Source organism: Acidimicrobiales bacterium, assembly GCA_030747595.1.
Taxonomy (GTDB): Bacteria; Actinomycetota; Acidimicrobiia; order Acidimicrobiales; family MedAcidi-G1; genus UBA9410.
The window spans coordinates 1-16,485 of sequence record JASLKK010000021.1 but is presented as its reverse complement, the minus strand read 5'-3'; the positions used below and the strand labels follow the sequence as shown (position 1 = coordinate 16,485).

Below are 16,485 nucleotides of genomic sequence, written 5' to 3'. Positions count from 1 at the left end.
ACCAGGCGGTGGATGTGACCCTTTCGGCTGTCGGGTTCGAACCAGTCGTCGTTGGTGTGATCAACGCCGACAACGACGGTGGCCCTCAGCTGGTCGTGTCGTCCTCGTCCGACTCAAACGGTGATTCCTGCCCGGAACCACCTGCCGAAGAACCCGTCGACGAACCGGTCGAAGAAGAAGAGGTCGAGGACGTGTTGCCGGCTTGTGTTGTCGGGTTCGGGTCGTTGGTGGAGTCGGAGGGTTCGACGGTGATGTCGGAGTCGGGTTCTTCGGACTCGTTTACGTTTGCTCTGGGGTCTGAGCCGGCCGGTGACGTGGTTGTTTCGGTGGCGTCTTCGGACCTGTCTGAGGCGGTGGTGTTGGCTTCGGCGTTGACGTTTACTGCGTCGAACTGGGATACGCCCCAGACGGTGGTGGTGACCGGCGTGAACGACGGTCTTTCTGATGGCGACCAGGCGGTGGATGTGACCCTTTCGGCTGTCGGGTTCGAACCAGTCGTCGTTGGTGTGATCAACGCCGACAACGACTAAAGACGCCACGTCAAACGATGAGGCATTCTGCCGCTGACCTGCAGATATGCGGAAATCTGGATAGATATGTTGGATTAGTATGCAGCAGATAGCATAATTGAGACATGTATAAGATCGCCATCATTGGGGCCTCCGGATTTACCGGCGCCGAGCTCCTTCGGTTGTGCGCCGGCCACCCCGACTTTGAGGTGGCCATCGCCACCGGAGAGACCCAGGCCGGTACCGCGGTGGCCGACCTCTACCCGAGCCTTGCCGCCCACTATCCGGACTTGTCGTACACGCCGGCAGACCCGGCGGCTGTCGACGGGTGCGATGTGACCTTCCTGGGCTTGCCCCACGGGGCCTCCCAGGCTCTGGTGCCCGAGCTTCTCGACCGGGTGGGCCACGTTGTCGACTTGGCCGCCGACTTCCGACTCCGGGACGCCACCCTGTACCCGATCTGGTACGGCGAGGACCATGAGGTACCAGGCCTGCTAGACGAAGCCGTCTACGGCCTCCCGGAACTCTTTCGGTCCGACCTGGCTGGTGCCCGGTTGGTGGCCGCTGCCGGCTGCTATCCCACCGCCTCGGCGCTGGCCCTAGTGCCCTTCGTGCGGGCCGGTGCCATCGACCCTGCTGGCCTGGTAGTCGACGCGGCCAGCGGCGTGTCGGGAGCCGGTCGGCCCCCGAAGCCCAACACCAGCTTCTGCACGGTCGACGAGGACTACACGGCCTACGGCCTGGCCGGCCATCGGCATACCCCGGAGATCGAACAGGTCCTCAGCACCCGGGCCGACGGGACCACCGTGGACGGCGTGTCAGTCATATTCACCCCCCACCTGGCGCCCATGAACCGAGGCATTCTGGCCACCTGCTATGCCCGGCCGACCGGTGACCTGGACACCGACGGGGCCCTAACCCTCCTGGCCGAGGCCTACGCCGGCGAACCGTTCATCGTGGTGGACGAGCGATCACCGTCTACCAAGGCCACCCTCGGATCCAACGCCGCACACCTGACGGCCCGGGTGGACCCGCGGACCGGATGGGTGGTGGTGCTGTGCGCCATCGACAACCTCGTGAAGGGCGCCTCGGGCCAGGCCGTGCAGTGCGCCAACGCAGCCCTAGGCCTAGACGAAGCCACCGGGCTCACCTCCATCGGGGTCTACCCGTGAGCGTCACCTCCGTCCCGGGATTCGTAGCCGCTGGCATGGCCTGCGGGGTTAAGGCTTCAGGGGCCGACGATCTGGCCATGGTGGCCACCACAGATGGCATCCCGGTCACGGCAGCCGGGGTGTTCACCTCCAACCGGATGACGGCCCCACCCGTTCTGGTCTGCCGGGACCACCTGTCGGCCAGCGGAGGCAGGGCAGCCGCCATAATCCTGAACAGTGGCAACGCCAATGCGGCCACCGGGGCCGCTGGTCGGGCTGACGCCGAAGCCATGTGCGTCCTCACCGCCGAGGCCGTGGGCTGCGCTCCGCACGAGGTGCTTGTCTGCTCCACAGGCTGGATTGGTTACCCGCTTCCCATGGACCGGATCGCCCCGGCCATCCCGTCTGTAGCTGCCGCCCTGGACCCCGATGGGGGACCAGATGCCGCGGTGGCCATGATGACCACCGACAAAGTGCCTAAGACCACGGTGGCCACCGGTCCGACAACTACGGGGGGCGTGTTCACGGTCGGTGGGGTAGCTAAGGGTGCCGCCATGCTGGAGCCCAATATGGCCACCATGCTGGCCGTGTTGACCACCGACGCAGAGGTCGATGCGGGTACGGCAACCGAGCTCCTACAGTCCGCCGTCGGTGTGTCGTTTAACTGTCTGACCGTCGACGGTGCTGAGTCCACGAACGACACCGTGCTGCTGCTGGCGTCCGGTGGCGCGGGACCGGTCGACACCGAGACGTTGGGGCTGGCCCTGTCCGATGCCTGCCGGGATCTGGCGATTCAGATGGCCGACGATGCCGAAGGGTCGACCAAGACGGTGTTCCTGACGGTGACCGGAGCGGCCAACGATGCCGAGGCGGCCAAAGGGGCCCGGGACACCGCCAACTGCCAGTTGGTGAAGTGCTCCTGGTACGGCGAGGATCCCTACTGGGGACGTATCGCTGCGGAGATGGGTGCAGCGGGCATCTCCTTCGATCCGGCCACTATCTCGATCTCCTACGGCGGACAGGTGGTGTACGCCGACGAGGCCGTGCAGCCCGTCGATGCCGATGCCCTGACCGCCCACATGGCCTGTCGTCGGATCGACCTCGAGGTTGACCTCGGCCAGGGTGACGGCTCCGCGTGGATCGTCACCACCGACCTTTCCCACGCCTACATCGACGAGAACATGCGGACCTCATGAGCACCGAACCCATTCCCGGTAATCCGTCTGTCGACAGTTCGACCAGCGACTTCTCGCCGGAACGTCGCGCCGCGGTGCTCGTCGAGACGCTGCCCTACATCCAACGGTTCGCCGGCTCGATCATCGTGGTCAAGTTCGGCGGAAACGCCATGGTCGACGAGAACCTGGCGGCCCGGTTCGCCGAGGACGTCGTCCTCATGCACTCGGTGGGGATCCGGCCCGTGGTCGTCCACGGCGGTGGCCCCCAGATCGGGGCCCTCATGGATCGGTTGGGAATCAAGTCCGAGTTCCGGGAGGGTCTGCGGGTCACCGATGCCGAGACCCTCGACGTGGCCCGGATGGTGCTGGTCGGCAAGGTCAATCGGGACATCGTGTCCAGCATCAACCGGCACGGTTCGATGGCCGTGGGCCTGTCGGGCGAGGACGCCGGGCTCATTCGGGCATCGGCCCGCAACCCGGAACTGGGTTTTGTCGGCGATGTTGAGTCGGTCAACCCGGCCATCATCCAACGGCTACTGGCCGAGGACCTGATCCCGGTGGTTTCGACCATCGGCGCCGACTTGACCGGGCAGGCCTACAACATCAATGCCGACACGGTGGCCGCTGCCCTGGCTGGTGCGCTGGGCGCAGAACGGATCCTCTACCTGACCGACGTGGAAGGCCTGCTAGCCGATGTGGACGACCCATCGTCGAGGATTTCTCGAGTCGACCTCACCGGTCTGGCTGCCTTGACCGCGGACGGCATGATCAGCGGGGGAATGATCCCCAAGGTGCAGGCGTGCGTGGACGCCGTGGAAGCCGGTGTGGGCTCGGCCCACATGGTTGACGGTCGGATCCCCCATGTGGTGCTGCTTGAACTCTTCACCGACCTGGGAATCGGCACCATGGTCCTGCCGGATGGCGGGGTGGCGGCCGACGGTCATGGCGTGGGCGTCCCTGATGACGGGGTGGACGGATCATGACCGCCACTCCCACTGAGCGGTGGTCTGACGTGCTCATGGGCAACTACGGCGTCCCACCGGTCACCTTCGTACGGGGTTCGGGCACCGAATTGTTCGACGATGCCGGCAACCGGTACCTCGACTTCCTGTGTGGGCTGGCGGTGACCGGTCTAGGCCATGCCCATCCCCGGGTGGCCGCCGCTCTGGCTGATCAGGCCTCGACGCTGCTGCACGTGTCCAACCTCTTCATCACCGAACCCCAGTTGGAGGTAGCCGAGCGGCTCGACCGGTTGATCCGGTCAGGTACTGGTTCAGAAGTTGATCCAGCCGGTGGGTCCGGTCGGATCCTGTTCCAGAACTCGGGTGCCGAGGCCAACGAGGCCGCCCTGAAGCTGGCCCGGAAGTTCCACGGTCGGGGACGTCACGGTGTGGTAGCTGCCTTCCGGTCGTTCCACGGCCGGACGATGGCCACCTTGGCGGCCACCGGCCAGCCCGAGAAGCATGAGCCCTTCCAGCCGATCCCCGAGGGGTTCCGACACGCCGCGTGGAACGACCTGGCGGCCGTCGAGGCCGCCCTGGCGCCTGAGGTGGGGGCCATCCTGCTTGAGCCGCTGCAGGGCGAAGGCGGGGTCAATCCGGCCGATATGACTTTCCTGCAGGGCGTCCGGCGGCTGTGTGACGAGCGGGGGATGCTGCTGATCATTGACGAGGTCCAGACAGGCCTCGGTCGTACGGGCGAATGGTTCGGCTTCCAACATGCGGGCATCGCCCCCGACGTGGTGACCATGGCCAAGGGACTGGGCAACGGGGTGCCGATCGGCGCCGTGTGGGCCACCGCCGACGTGGCGGCCGCCTTCGGACCGGGTGACCACGGGTCGACCTTCGCCGGCCAGCCCCTGGCTGCCGCCGGTGCACGCGAGGTCCTCCGGATCATGGAGGAAATGGACGCCCCCCGGAAGGCCCGCGAGCGGGGTGCGGAACTCACTGTCCTTCTCGAGGCGATCCCCGGAGTGTCATCGGTCCGGGGCCTCGGCCTGCTGCTGGGTGTCGAACTGGATGCGGTGGCCCTCGCGGGACGAACGGCCGGCGAGGTGGCCCGCGCATGCCTGGCCGCAGGGTTAATCGTCAACGGGGTGACTCCGACGGCGTTGCGGCTGGCCCCGCCGATGACCATCTCAAGCGATGAACTGGTCGAGGGCGTGGGGATCTTGGCCAGTGTGTTGGCTGAGGGCTCCGCCTCCGACGATGGGACCACTGAATCCGGAGGGCATTCGTGATGCGGCACCTGCTGGAAATCGACGACCTGAGCGTGGAGGAGCTCCATCGGGTTCTGGCCCTTGCTGCCGATCCGACTCCACCGCAGGTGTTAGCTGGGAAAGGCATGGCGCTGGTGTTTGAGAAGCCGTCGGCCCGGACCCGGAACTCCATGGAGATGGCTGTCTTCCAACTGGGTGGCCACCCCGTCCACATTCAGGCTGCCGAGGTGGGGATGGATGTGCGGGAGTCGGTGGAGGACGTAACCCGGACTCTGGCTTCGTACCACGCCTGCATCGGTGCCCGGGTATTCGACCACGTGACCGTCGAGCGAATGGCTGGCCAGGACGTGGTCCCAGTGGTCAACATGTTGTCCGACGCCGCCCATCCGCTCCAGGCGTTGGCTGACGTCCTGACCCTGACCGACGAACTCGGTGGGGGATCCTCGGAGGCGTTGGCCGGGCGGTCCATTGCCTACGTGGGTGACGGCAACAACGTCTTCCGGTCGCTGGCCCTGGCCTGCGGGATGCTGGGCATCGAGGTCCGGTTCGCTGGCCCTCCGGGCTATCGGTTGACAGCGGTGGACCGGGACCGGTTGGCGGCGGCCGGCGTTTTGTTCACCGAGACCGAGCGGGTTGCCGAGGCGGTGGCCGGCGTGGACGCTGTCTACACCGACGTGTGGACGTCGATGGGGCAGGAGGCTGAGTCGGCCCGCCGTCACAAGGACTTCGAGGCCTTCCGGATCGACGAGAACCTGATGGAGGTCGCAGGCCCGCAGGCCCTCTTCCTGCACTGCCTCCCAGCCCATCGGGGCGAGGAGGTCACCAACGGCGTGGTAGACGGTCCGGCCAGCCGGGTCTGGCCCCAGGCGGCCAACCGGATGCACGCTGCCCGGGGTCTGCTGGCCTACCTCCTGGGCGACGGGGGTACGCAATGAGCAAGCACCAGCGGCAGCACCGGGTGGCCCGGCTGCTGGGCGACCATCCGGTCAGCAGCCAGGAGCAACTGGTCGGGCTCCTGGCCGGCGAGGGCATCGCCTCGACCCAGGCCACGGTGTCGCGCGACCTCGACGATCTCGGGGCCATCAAGGTGCGAGTGCCTGGTGGTGACAGCGTGTACGCCATACCCGAGCATCCGGCCGACCGGGTGGTACCGGCCGATCAGCTACGGCGAGTACTCGGCGAATGGGTGGTCGACGTGTTCTCGTCGGGCAACCTCGTGGTTCTTCGGACGCCGCCCGGCTCGGCTCATGTGGTGGCTTCAGCGCTCGACCGGACCGGTCTCGAGGGGTCCATCGGCACGGTGGCCGGTGACGACACGCTGATGGTGGTCGCCGCAGAGGGCATAACCGGAGCGGAGTTGGCCGACCGGTTGCGGGAACTGGCTGGCCTCCAGGCCTGACCCGGCCGACGCCAGTGAGCACGAAGATCAGAGACAAGTACAAGAGACAAGAATGAAAGACGGAAGCGAGAAACGAACGTGAGCAGCAACAGGACGGGCGTCGACAAGGTCGTGCTGGCCTATTCAGGCGGCCTGGACACCTCGATCATCCTCCGATGGTTGGAGGAGGAGTACGACTGCGAGGTCGTGACCTTCACCGCTGACCTGGGTCAGGGCGAGGAACTCGAACCGGCACGGACCAAGGCCGAGGCTATGGGTGTGTCCGAGATCTATATCGAGGACCTCCGGGAGGAGTTCGTCCGGGACTTCGTGTTCCCGATGTTCCGGGCCAACGCCCTGTACGAGGGCGAGTACCTACTGGGCACGTCGATCGCCCGGCCACTGATCGCCAAGAGGCTGGTCGAGATCGCCGACGCGACCGGAGCCGATGCCATCAGTCACGGAGCCACAGGCAAGGGCAACGACCAGGTCCGGTTCGAACTGGGGGCCTACGCCCTGCGGCCCGACATCCGGGTCATCGCCCCGTGGCGGGAGTGGGACCTCGGGTCCCGGCAGAGCTTGCTGGACTACGCCGAGAAGCACGACATCCCGGTCGAGATGAAGCGGGGGACCAAGTCGCCCTTCTCCATGGACGCCAACCTGCTCCACATCTCGTACGAGGGCGGCCCGCTGGAGGATCCGTGGACCGAGCCGCCCAGTGAGATGTGGCGGTGGTCGGTCAGCCCGGAGATGGCGCCCAACGAAGCCACCTACCTAGACCTGACCTACGAGGGTGGTGACGTGGTGGCCCTCGATGGTGTCGCCATGTCGCCGGCCACGGTGTTGGTCAAACTGAACCAGGTCGGCGGCGCCAACGGCATCGGCCGGACCGACATTGTCGAGAACCGGTTCGTGGGAATGAAGTCAAGGGGTGCCTATGAGACGCCTGGCGGCACGATCATGCTCAAGGCCCATCGGGCCATCGAGTCGATCACCCTGGACCGGGGGATGGCCCACCTCAAGGACGAGCTAATGCCCCGCTATGCGGAGCTGGTCTACGACGGATTCTGGTTCAGTCCTGAACGGGAGATGCTCCAGGTGGCGATCGACCACAGCCAGGCCTTCGTGAACGGCCGGGTGAGGCTGCGGCTCTACAAGGGCAACATCGAGGTGGTGGGCCGCGAGTCGGCTGACACGCTGTTCGACGAGGCCATCGCCACGTTCGAGGAGGATGAGGGTGCCTACGATCAGGCCGATGCTGAGGGCTTCATCAAGTTGAACGCCCTGCGGTTGCGGACGGTGGCCCGGCGGGCTGCCCGGACGGGGGGCTGAGCGGCGTGGCAACCCTGTGGCACGGTCGTTTCGAAGGCGGGCCCAGCGAGGCTCTGCAGGCTTTGAACAACAGCCTGGCCTTCGACCGGCGGATGTTCCGTGAGGACGTGGACGGTTCGCGGGCCCACGTCCGGATGCTGGCCCGGGTGGGGCTGATGTCGGCGACTGATGCTGATTCGGTGCTCGAGGCGTTGGACACCACCGAGGCCGAGCTATCCGACGGATCGTTCACCTTCGTGGTGTCCGACGAGGACATCCACACCGCGGTCGAACGGCGGGTCACCGAACTGGCTGGAGAGGCGGGGGCCCGACTCCACACTGGTCGGAGCCGAAACGACCAGGTGGCCACCGACCTGCGGCTTTGGACCCTGCGGGAGTTGACCGACCTATCCGCCCTAGTTACCTCGTTCCAGGACACGCTGGCCTCCCGGGCCGACGACGCCGGCGAGGCGTACCTGCCTGGCTACACCCACCTCCAGCAGGCCCAGCCGGTCCTTCTGGCCCACCAACTGCTCGCCCACGGGTGGGCACTTTCCCGGGACGTGGACCGGCTCCTGGACGCCCGGGACCGGGCCGACGTCTCCCCGCTGGGGGCCGGAGCCCTGGCTGGGTCCTCGCTGCCCCTTGACCCCGACAGCGTGGCGGCCGATCTGGGCTTCGCTGCCCGGTTTGAGAACTCGTTGGATGCGGTGAGCGACCGGGACTTCGTGGCCGAGGCGCTGTTCGCCCTCGCCCTGCTTGGGGTCCACCTGTCACGGATCGGTGAGGAGTTGGTCCTGTGGTCCACAGACGAATTCGGCTTCGTCGACCTCGACGACGCCTTCTCGACCGGCTCCTCCATGCTTCCCCAGAAGAAGAACCCTGACATCGCTGAGTTGGCCCGTGGCAAGGCTGGACGCCTCGTCGGGCACCTAACTGGCCTCCTGACCAGCTTGAAGGGACTCCCGCTGGCCTACAACAAGGACTTGCAGGAGGACAAGGAACCGCTGTTCGATGCTTGCGACACCATCCGGCTCACGCTGCTGGCCCTGGACGGCATGGTGTCCACGCTGGTCTTCCATACAGACCGCATGGCCGAGGCGGCCGATAGCCCGTACGCGGCAGCCATCGACCTGGCCGAGCACCTGGTGGCCGCAGGCATGCCATTTAGGGACGCCCACGCCGTGGTCGGAGCGCTAGTCCGGGCCGCCCTGGCCGGCGAGGGCTCGCTAGCCGATCTGGTAGCCGCCGACGAGCGGCTGGGCCCCGAGGCGGCTGACCTACTGGATCCGGGTACCGCCGTTCGGCGGCGGACCACGCCAGGGGGCGCCGGACCAGGACCGGTGGCCATACAAAGGGACCGGTTCTCTGAGCAGCTGGCTGCCCAACGGACCCGTTTGTTGGCCTGACCGTGAGCTACACACAGACCATCCGAGTCCGATATGGCGAGGTCGATGCTCAGGGCGTGGTGTTCAACGCTCACTACCTGGCTTACCTAGACGACGTCTCCGACACCTGGCTTCGCGCCTTTGATGGGAACTTCGAAGAGACAGGCTGGGAGATAATGCTGCGGCGGGCCGATCTGACCTGGCACGGGCCGGCGGGCGTCCACGACGACCTGGTGGTCACGGCTGAGGTGGCCCGCTGGGGGACCACCTCGTTCGATATGGCCTTCGAAGCCCGAGTGGAAGACCACCTGGTGCTGACCGCCACCGTGTACTACGTCGGGGTGTCTGTGGGCGACCACGTGCCAATGCCCCCGCCGCAAGCCATCCGCACCCACCTGGGCGGGTGAGCGGCCAACGGGAAGTCGATCCGGGGTTGTTCGGGGGAGCCACCGCCGGGATCAGCGAGATGGCCGGGCGGTCTACCCCCGACCTGACGGACGTCGTGGCGGCCGGCCCGGCCGGCCCGGATCGAGACCGCATTCTGAATCTGCTGGCCTCGCACCCCGACGCCCTATCCCGGAGCTGTCGACCAGGCCACCTGACCGGCTCGGCCCTTGTCGTAGATCCGTCGGACAACCGAATCCTCGTGCTGTTCCACACCAAGCTGCAGCGTTGGTTGCAGCCGGGTGGCCACGCCGACGGCGACGGCGACCTGGCCCGCGTGGCACTACGAGAGGCGGTCGAGGAGACGGGAATTTCCGGGCTCCGACTAGTGGAGCCACCAGTGGATCTCGACGTGCACATGGTCGATCCACCGTCTGAGGACCCTCACGAGCACCATGACATCCGCTATCTGGTAGTGGCGCCTCCGGGTTCGGTGCCGGTGGGCAACCATGAGTCGGAGGCGCTCAAATGGGTGGACCGGGGGGATCTGGTGGGCATGGGAGCAGATCCCGGACTCATCCGTCTCGCTGACCGGGCCCTGAGCCGCCTCGAGGAACTCGAGATCTGAGCGTCGGGTCCCGGGGGTTCCAGAATCCCTACATGTCTCCGGGGTCTCCCTACATGTCTCCGGGGTCGAGGCAGGCCTCGAAGTCGTTCGCCCGGGCGAAACCGTTCATACGTTCCAGCACGCTGCCCGCGCCACTGGGGAGGGCGGTAAGCAGGGGTTTCACATCTCCCTCTGTTCGGAGTCGCTCGGCGTGGTTGACCCGGTCAGTTAGGTAGATCTCCCAGTCGGCCAACCACAGTGCGACCAGTGATCGGTCGTGGGCCGTGCCACCGGGGATCCGACCGAGGTCGTCGACCAGTCGCCGGACGATCACCGTGGCCTCGTCGAGATCGCCGGCCCGCTCCGCCGGGGTGTCGGCCTGACGGGCGGTGGGGAGGAGGGCTAGATCGACGTGGGCATCTAGACAGAGCACCTGAGCGGTCTCCGGCCAGGACCGGTCTTCCATCCGGTCGGGGTTGCCCGATGGGGCGAGGAAGAAGGCGTAGAACCAGAGGACGCCCATGGCCACCACGAGGACGGTCAGGAAGATCCGGAGGGCCATTTTGGCTCGTCCGGTCGGAGATGGCTTGGTCGCGGTCAACACGGTCACGGAGTCACCCGCAACTCGAGGACCGCGCCCGGGTTGACCACGGTGCCAGGTGCGGGTTCCTGGGACCAGATGAGCCCTGGCTCCCATTCGGGTTTGTCGGGGTCAGCCACCACGATGACCGAGAAGCCCAGACCGAGGGCCTCGAGGGTTGGTCGAGCCTCGGAGAAGAGCCGGTAAGTGACATCGGGAACGTTCACTCCATCGAGCACCGGTGGTTCGACGGCCACCTCAACGAGCATCGTGCTACCCATCTCAATGGTCGATCCGATAGCCGGTTCTTGGCCGATGATGGTGCCCGCCTCAGTGCCCGACACCTCAACCTCGCGGATCTCGGCGATCCAGATGCCGTGGTCAGCCTCGGCCAGCATGGCTCTTGCGTTGTCCAGGGTCAGCCCAGCCAGCTCCGGCGTGGCCAGATGGCCCGCCGGCACAGTCGTCGTCGCAGCGAGGTCAACTGCTGGCTCTTCTGGGGCAAGCGGGCGCGGAGCGACGAACACGGTGTTGACCGGGGAGAAGGCGGGGAAGTCCTCGCTGGGAAGACCGAAGTGGGCGGCTTCCATGACGTCCTTCCAGATCATGGCCGGGTAGGTCCCTCCGTAGACCTTTCGGTCCGTGGTCGGTGGAATCATGGGGATCTGGGCCTCGGGGAAACCAACCCACACCGCGGTGGTGCGTTGTGGGGTGTAGCCGGCGAAGACGGCGTCGGCATAGTTCTGGGTGGTTCCCGTTTTACCGGCAGCGGGCCGGCCCTCCAGTTGCGCCCGCCAGCCTGTGCCCTGGTCGATGGTTCCCTCAAGGATCCACGACACCTGGTCGGCCAGACGGGCATCCAATACCCGGGTTTGGGTACGGGTCCACGACCAGAGGGTGGTGCCGTCGGCCCGCGCCACCCGGGTGACGTAGCTGGGAGCGATCGAGACCCCCCGGTTGGCGAACGTGTGGTACGCGGTGGCCATGTCCAGCATGGTGGTGTTGGAGGTCCCGAGCACATTGGAGTTGACGTTCTGGATGGGGGACCGGATGCCGAGTCGCCGGGCCATGTTGACGGTCCGTTGGGAGCCCATCTCGACGCTCAACTGGGCGAAGACGGTGTTCAACGAACTTCGGGTGGCTCGGATGAGGGTCACCTCTTCGGCGTCGACTGGTGGGACGAGGGCCTGCCCGTCGGGCGGTTCCCATGTCCAGGTCGGGATCGCCTCCAGCATCTCGATCCGGTCGGCGAACAGGCGCTCCCGGTCGAAGTCCCATCGTCGGTTGGCCACCCACTGTGTGAGGTCCACGGCTTCGTAGGTCACCTCGGTCTCGCCGTCACGTTCCTTCTCGACGCGGATCGTCTCGACATGCTCGGCCGGTACGTCGGTGTGGTCCTCGCGCATCCAGAACTGGAGGAGGGCCTGGAGGCCGTGTTCGAAACGGGCCTCGGTTGCGTCATGGCCGCCCACGCCTCCCGTGACCCTCCAGACCTTGTTGTCCTCGTCGGCCCCGGCGATCTCGAACTCCAAAACATTGGGTGCCGGGTAGGTGGCCGTGGCCTGCCATCCGGCTTCCAGGGCGGCGGCCAGGGCGACAGGCTTCATCGATGAGCCGACCTGTCGGCCGGAGCCGACGGCCAGGTTGACCTTGGCGTCGCTGTCGGTGGCGAAGAAATCCCGGCCACCGACCATGGCCAGCACCTGGCCGGTTCCCGTCTCTAGCACCACGACCGCCGCGTCCGGGTGGCCCTGATTGGCAGGGAGGTGGGCCTCCACGGCAGCTTCGGCGGAGCGTTGCAGATCGAGGTCGACCGTGGTCTCGATGCGGAGGCCACCTTCGAACAGCAACCGTTCCCGGACACCGCGGCTGGCTCCGAACGCCGGATTGTCCAGGAACCACCGACGGACCTCCTCGACGAAGTGACCGGCGGGATAGCGGGTCTCGAGGCGGGCCGAGTACTCCTCGAGGCGCGGCGGGTTGGCCATGGCTTCCGTGTGCTGTTCTTCGGTGATGAACTCGTTGGCCAGCATTCGGTCGAGCACCAGGTGGCTGCGTCGCAGGCTCTTGGAGTAGTTGAGGTACGGGTTGTAGCGCCCGGGGAGCTGGATGATTCCGGCGATCATGGCCGCCTCGGCCAGGTTCACCTGGGTGATGTCCTTGTTGAAGTACGTCTGGGCCGCTGCCTTAACCCCGTACGCGCCGTGACCCAGGTACACGGTGTTGAGGTACTGCAACAGGATGAAGTTCTTGCTGTACTGGTCCTCGAGACGGGTGGCGTACCAGAGTTCCTCGAGTTTTCGGCTGGCTGTCTGTTCGGCATTACGGATGATGGCCAGCTTCACGTACTGCTGGGTGATGGTCGAGCCGCCTTGGCTGATACCGCCAGCTTCCAGGTTTGTCCGTGCGGCCCGGATGATGGCCTTCAGGTCGATGCCATCGTGGACGTAGAACCGTTCGTCTTCGATGGCGATGACGGCGTCACGGACCATCCGGGGGATTTCGAACAGGGTGCGGGCGCTGGTCCGGTTCTCTGGGGCTACGAGGGTGGTGATGGGGCGGCCGTCGCGGGCAACGACCACCGACGATTCGGCCTGTTCGGGAATGGTGATCTCAAACTCGCGTGTCTCGTACTTGTAGCACGAAGTGGAAAGGATCGCCGTGGCGACCAACGAACAGACCAGTTTGAGTCCGACGGAGCGACGGGCACGCTCGCTGCAGGTCGGATGCCTTGACATCAGGCCAGTCTGGCCCGGCGGGGCGACCGTGGGGCGTCAGGACGACGGTCGTCTCGCCTTCCGGTCGGGTTGGAGCGTCATCTTCGAATGGACCTCCGGCCGGTGGGCCACAGGCCCCATACTGGGGGCATGAGTACGACGATCCTCGACGACCTGGCTGCCCGCGGACTGATCCGGGACAGTACCGACATCGACGACCTGCGTCGCCGGCTGGGCGAGGGTCCGGTCACCCTCTACTGCGGATTCGATCCGACGGCTGACAGCCTCCACATCGGACACCTGGTGCCCCTACTCCTGTTGCGCCGGTTCCAGGATGCGGGCCATCGCCCGATCGCTCTGGCCGGCGGGGCCACCGGCATGGTGGGTGATCCCAGCGGTCGGTCTGCTGAGCGCAACCTCCTGGACGGCCCGACCCTCAACCACAACGTCGATGCGGTGGCAGTCCAGCTCCGCTCGTTCCTCCGGTTCGAGGGTGACCTGCTGCCCGGCGATGCGTCTGCCTTGCTGGTCGACAACCGCGACTGGACCGAGGGCGTCGGCGTACTGGAGTTCCTCCGAGACGTCGGTAAGCACGTCACCGTCGGGACAATGCTGGGAAAGGAGTCGGTACGAGCCCGTCTGGCTGGCGATCAGGGGATCTCCTTCACCGAGTTCAGCTACATGTTGTTGCAGGCCAACGACTTCTACGAACTCCACGCTCGCCACGGATGCGAGTTGCAGGTCGGTGGCTCGGACCAGTGGGGCAACATCACCGCCGGGATCGACCTCATTCGCCGACGCGTCGGAGCGCCGGCTCACGGGTTGACCGTTCCCCTGGTGACGAGGGCCGACGGGGCGAAGTTCGGCAAGACCGACGATGGTGCGGTCTGGTTGGACCCCGCTCGGACGCTGCCTTACGAACTGCACCAGTACTTCGTGAATGTTGACGACCAGGACGTGGAGCGTTTCCTCCTGCAGTTGACCCTTGTGGCGGTTGACGATGTGGCTGCGGTGATGGCTGAGCACGCGTCGGCTCCAGAGCAACGACTGGCCCAGAACCGCCTGGCCGACGAGGTGTGCAATCTGGTCCACGGGTCCGACGCCACGGAACGGGCTCGTCTGGCGGCCACGGGCCTGTTCGGCTCGGAGGCGCCCACCGCAGCGGTCCTTGATGCGCTTCGGGGGATCGTCCCCGAGACCTCTGTGGGAGCTGGCACGTTGGTTGGCGGAGAGTCCCTGGTCGATGCACTCGAGGCAACTGGCCTCTGTTCGTCACGCGGCGATGCTCGGCGAACCATTGCCGGGGGCGGTGTTCGTGTGAACGGTCAGCGAGTGGGCACCGAGGTAACGGCGTTGCCTGACGAGGCGGTAGTCGGCGGGCGGTTCGTCCTGCTGCAGAAGGGCAAGCGTCAACGACACCTCCTCCTTATCGAAGGCCCCGGTGACGGACCGGCAGACGGGCCCACTGTCTGAGGTCCGGGGTACGCGATCGTCCGGCTCGGGCGGGGTGCCGCTCGTCATTGCCTGACCGCGGAAAAGGGTAGAAAGGTAGGGCGGCGGGTTGGGGCGCCTCTGCCAGATGGATAGTGTTTCTCTGCTCACGGGTAACGGAGTCGCTCTTGATGGAGCGGCACTACCGCCTTAGCGTGAGCACCCGCCCAGCGGCAGGTCCGATTGGATCGAATCTCTGTGTCGGGTTGAGGGCACCACCGCCTCCACCAGGATCCGTCCTGTGTGATTGGCGTGTGCCGGGAGACCCTCTGGTCTCCAGGTGCTCCTTGAAAACGGGATAGAGGACGAAAAAGCCAGTGCGGGCTGTCCACAGACGATCGCGAGTTGTCTCTGGACAGACCCTGAACAATTTCAATAGCACTGAGTACGGACAACGGTGGACGACTTCGGTCGACCACCCTTGCCCTGTGCCAGGTCGGACGGGATTGGTGTCCCGCTCGACCTCAAACTCGCGTCGGCAGCACCTTCGGGAGCTGTCGCACCAATGATTCGACGGCAGGAACGCTTCGGCGACCCCTGCTTGAGATTTCGACGGAGAGTTTGATCCTGGCTCAGGACGAACGCTGGCGGCGGGCCTAACACATGCAAGTCGAACGCACTCGACCTTCGGGTCACATGAGTGAGTGGCGAACGGGTGAGTAACACGTGAGGAACCTGCCCCGAAGACTGGAATAACCCGAGGAAACTCGGGCTAATACCGGATATCCCCACCAGGTCGCATGGCCAGGTGAGGAAATGCTCCGGCGCTTCGGGAGGGTCTCGCGGCCTATCAGCTAGTTGGTGAGGTAACGGCTCACCAAGGCATCGACGGGTAGCTGGTCTGAGAGGACGATCAGCCACACTGGGACTGAGACACGGCCCAGACTCCTACGGGAGGCAGCAGTGGGGAATCTTGCGCAATGGGCGAAAGCCTGACGCAGCCACGCCGCGTGAGGGATGAAGGCTTTCGGGTTGTAAACCTCTTTCAGCAGGGACGAAAATGACGGTACCTGCAGAAGAAGCCCCGGCCAACTACGTGCCAGCAGCCGCGGTAACACGTAGGGGGCGAGCGTTGTCCGGATTTATTGGGCGTAAAGAGCTCGTAGGCGGTTCAGTAAGTCGGGTGTGAAAACTTGAGGCTCAACCTCAAGAGGCCACTCGATACTGCTGTGACTTGAGTCCGGTAGAGGAGTGTGGAATTCCTGGTGTAGCGGTGAAATGCGCAGATATCAGGAGGAACACCGACAGCGAAGGCAGCACTCTGGGCCGGTACTGACGCTGAGGAGCGAAAGCGTGGGGAGCGAACAGGATTAGATACCCTGGTAGTCCACGCCGTAAACGTTGGGCACTAGGTGTGGGATCTAACTAACAGATTCCGTGCCGTAGCTAACGCATTAAGTGCCCCGCCTGGGGAGTACGGCCGCAAGGCTAAAACTCAAAGGAATTGACGGGGGCCCGCACAAGCGGCGGAGCATGTTGCTTAATTCGAGGCAACGCGAAGAACCTTACCTGGGTTTGACATGTAGAGAAAAGCCATAGAGATATGGTGTCCTTAGGGGCTCTACACAGGTGGTGC

The 16,485-nt window shown here is 65.6% G+C and carries 14 protein-coding genes and 1 rRNA gene; 13 read left to right on the top strand and 2 right to left on the bottom strand.

The window, feature by feature from the left end; genetic code table 11:
• The 11 genes from QF777_11565 to QF777_11515 all read left to right on the top strand — a co-directional run.
• A partial coding sequence (locus tag QF777_11565; GenBank protein ID MDP6912179.1) for a hypothetical protein occupies nucleotides 1–530 on the top strand: 530 nt, incomplete at its 5' end.
• A gap of 104 nt (nucleotides 531–634) precedes the next feature.
• Nucleotides 635–1,681, top strand: a complete 1,047-nt coding sequence (gene argC / locus QF777_11560; protein MDP6912178.1) for an N-acetyl-gamma-glutamyl-phosphate reductase — start codon at nucleotides 635–637, stop codon at nucleotides 1,679–1,681.
• The gene (argJ, locus tag QF777_11555; protein ID MDP6912177.1) at nucleotides 1,678–2,856 is read left to right on the top strand and encodes a bifunctional glutamate N-acetyltransferase/amino-acid acetyltransferase ArgJ; all 1,179 of its coding nucleotides are present in this window, start codon (nucleotides 1,678–1,680) and stop codon (nucleotides 2,854–2,856) included. Before argC ends, argJ begins: the two co-directional genes overlap by 4 nt.
• Nucleotides 2,853–3,818: an acetylglutamate kinase gene (argB, locus tag QF777_11550; protein MDP6912176.1), complete on the top strand. Its 966-nt coding sequence runs from the start codon at nucleotides 2,853–2,855 to the stop codon at nucleotides 3,816–3,818. Before argJ ends, argB begins: the two co-directional genes overlap by 4 nt.
• Entirely contained in the window at nucleotides 3,815–5,074 is a 1,260-nt protein-coding gene (locus QF777_11545) for an acetylornithine transaminase (GenBank protein MDP6912175.1), read from the top strand. Before argB ends, QF777_11545 begins: the two co-directional genes overlap by 4 nt.
• Nucleotides 5,074–5,988, top strand: coding sequence for an ornithine carbamoyltransferase (argF, locus tag QF777_11540; protein MDP6912174.1), 915 nt, complete (start codon nucleotides 5,074–5,076; stop codon nucleotides 5,986–5,988). The genes QF777_11545 and argF overlap by 1 nt, the downstream gene beginning before the upstream one ends.
• Entirely contained in the window at nucleotides 5,985–6,452 is a 468-nt protein-coding gene (argR, locus tag QF777_11535; GenBank protein ID MDP6912173.1) for an arginine repressor, read from the top strand. Before argF ends, argR begins: the two co-directional genes overlap by 4 nt.
• A 78-nt stretch (nucleotides 6,453–6,530) precedes the next feature.
• Nucleotides 6,531–7,763, top strand: a complete 1,233-nt coding sequence (locus tag QF777_11530; protein MDP6912172.1) for an argininosuccinate synthase — start codon at nucleotides 6,531–6,533, stop codon at nucleotides 7,761–7,763.
• 5 nt (nucleotides 7,764–7,768) lie between these two features.
• Nucleotides 7,769–9,151 (top strand): argininosuccinate lyase, encoded by a 1,383-nt coding sequence (gene argH / locus QF777_11525; protein ID MDP6912171.1) that lies wholly within the window; start codon nucleotides 7,769–7,771, stop codon nucleotides 9,149–9,151.
• A 2-nt stretch (nucleotides 9,152–9,153) separates the two neighbouring features.
• On the top strand, nucleotides 9,154–9,537 hold the full coding sequence (locus QF777_11520; protein ID MDP6912170.1) for a thioesterase family protein: 384 nt from the start codon (nucleotides 9,154–9,156) through the stop codon (nucleotides 9,535–9,537).
• Complete coding sequence (locus tag QF777_11515; GenBank protein ID MDP6912169.1) at nucleotides 9,534–10,142, top strand: NUDIX hydrolase; 609 nt, start codon at nucleotides 9,534–9,536, stop codon at nucleotides 10,140–10,142. Before QF777_11520 ends, QF777_11515 begins: the two co-directional genes overlap by 4 nt.
• A 49-nt stretch (nucleotides 10,143–10,191) precedes the next feature.
• Here the strand turns inward: QF777_11515 and QF777_11510 are convergent, their stop codons facing one another.
• Entirely contained in the window at nucleotides 10,192–10,731 is a 540-nt protein-coding gene (locus QF777_11510) for a hypothetical protein (GenBank protein MDP6912168.1), read from the bottom strand.
• The gene (locus QF777_11505) at nucleotides 10,728–13,439 is read right to left on the bottom strand and encodes a transglycosylase domain-containing protein (GenBank protein MDP6912167.1); all 2,712 of its coding nucleotides are present in this window, start codon (nucleotides 13,437–13,439) and stop codon (nucleotides 10,728–10,730) included. Before QF777_11505 ends, QF777_11510 begins: the two co-directional genes overlap by 4 nt.
• Nucleotides 13,440–13,568: 129 nt before the next feature.
• Between QF777_11505 and tyrS the strand changes: the two genes are divergently transcribed.
• Together tyrS and QF777_11495 are read left to right on the top strand one after the other, a co-directional pair.
• Nucleotides 13,569–14,891, top strand: coding sequence for a tyrosine--tRNA ligase (gene tyrS, locus QF777_11500; protein MDP6912166.1), 1,323 nt, complete (start codon nucleotides 13,569–13,571; stop codon nucleotides 14,889–14,891).
• A 567-nt stretch (nucleotides 14,892–15,458) separates the two neighbouring features.
• Nucleotides 15,459–16,485 (top strand): 16S ribosomal RNA (locus QF777_11495); the annotation flags it as partial.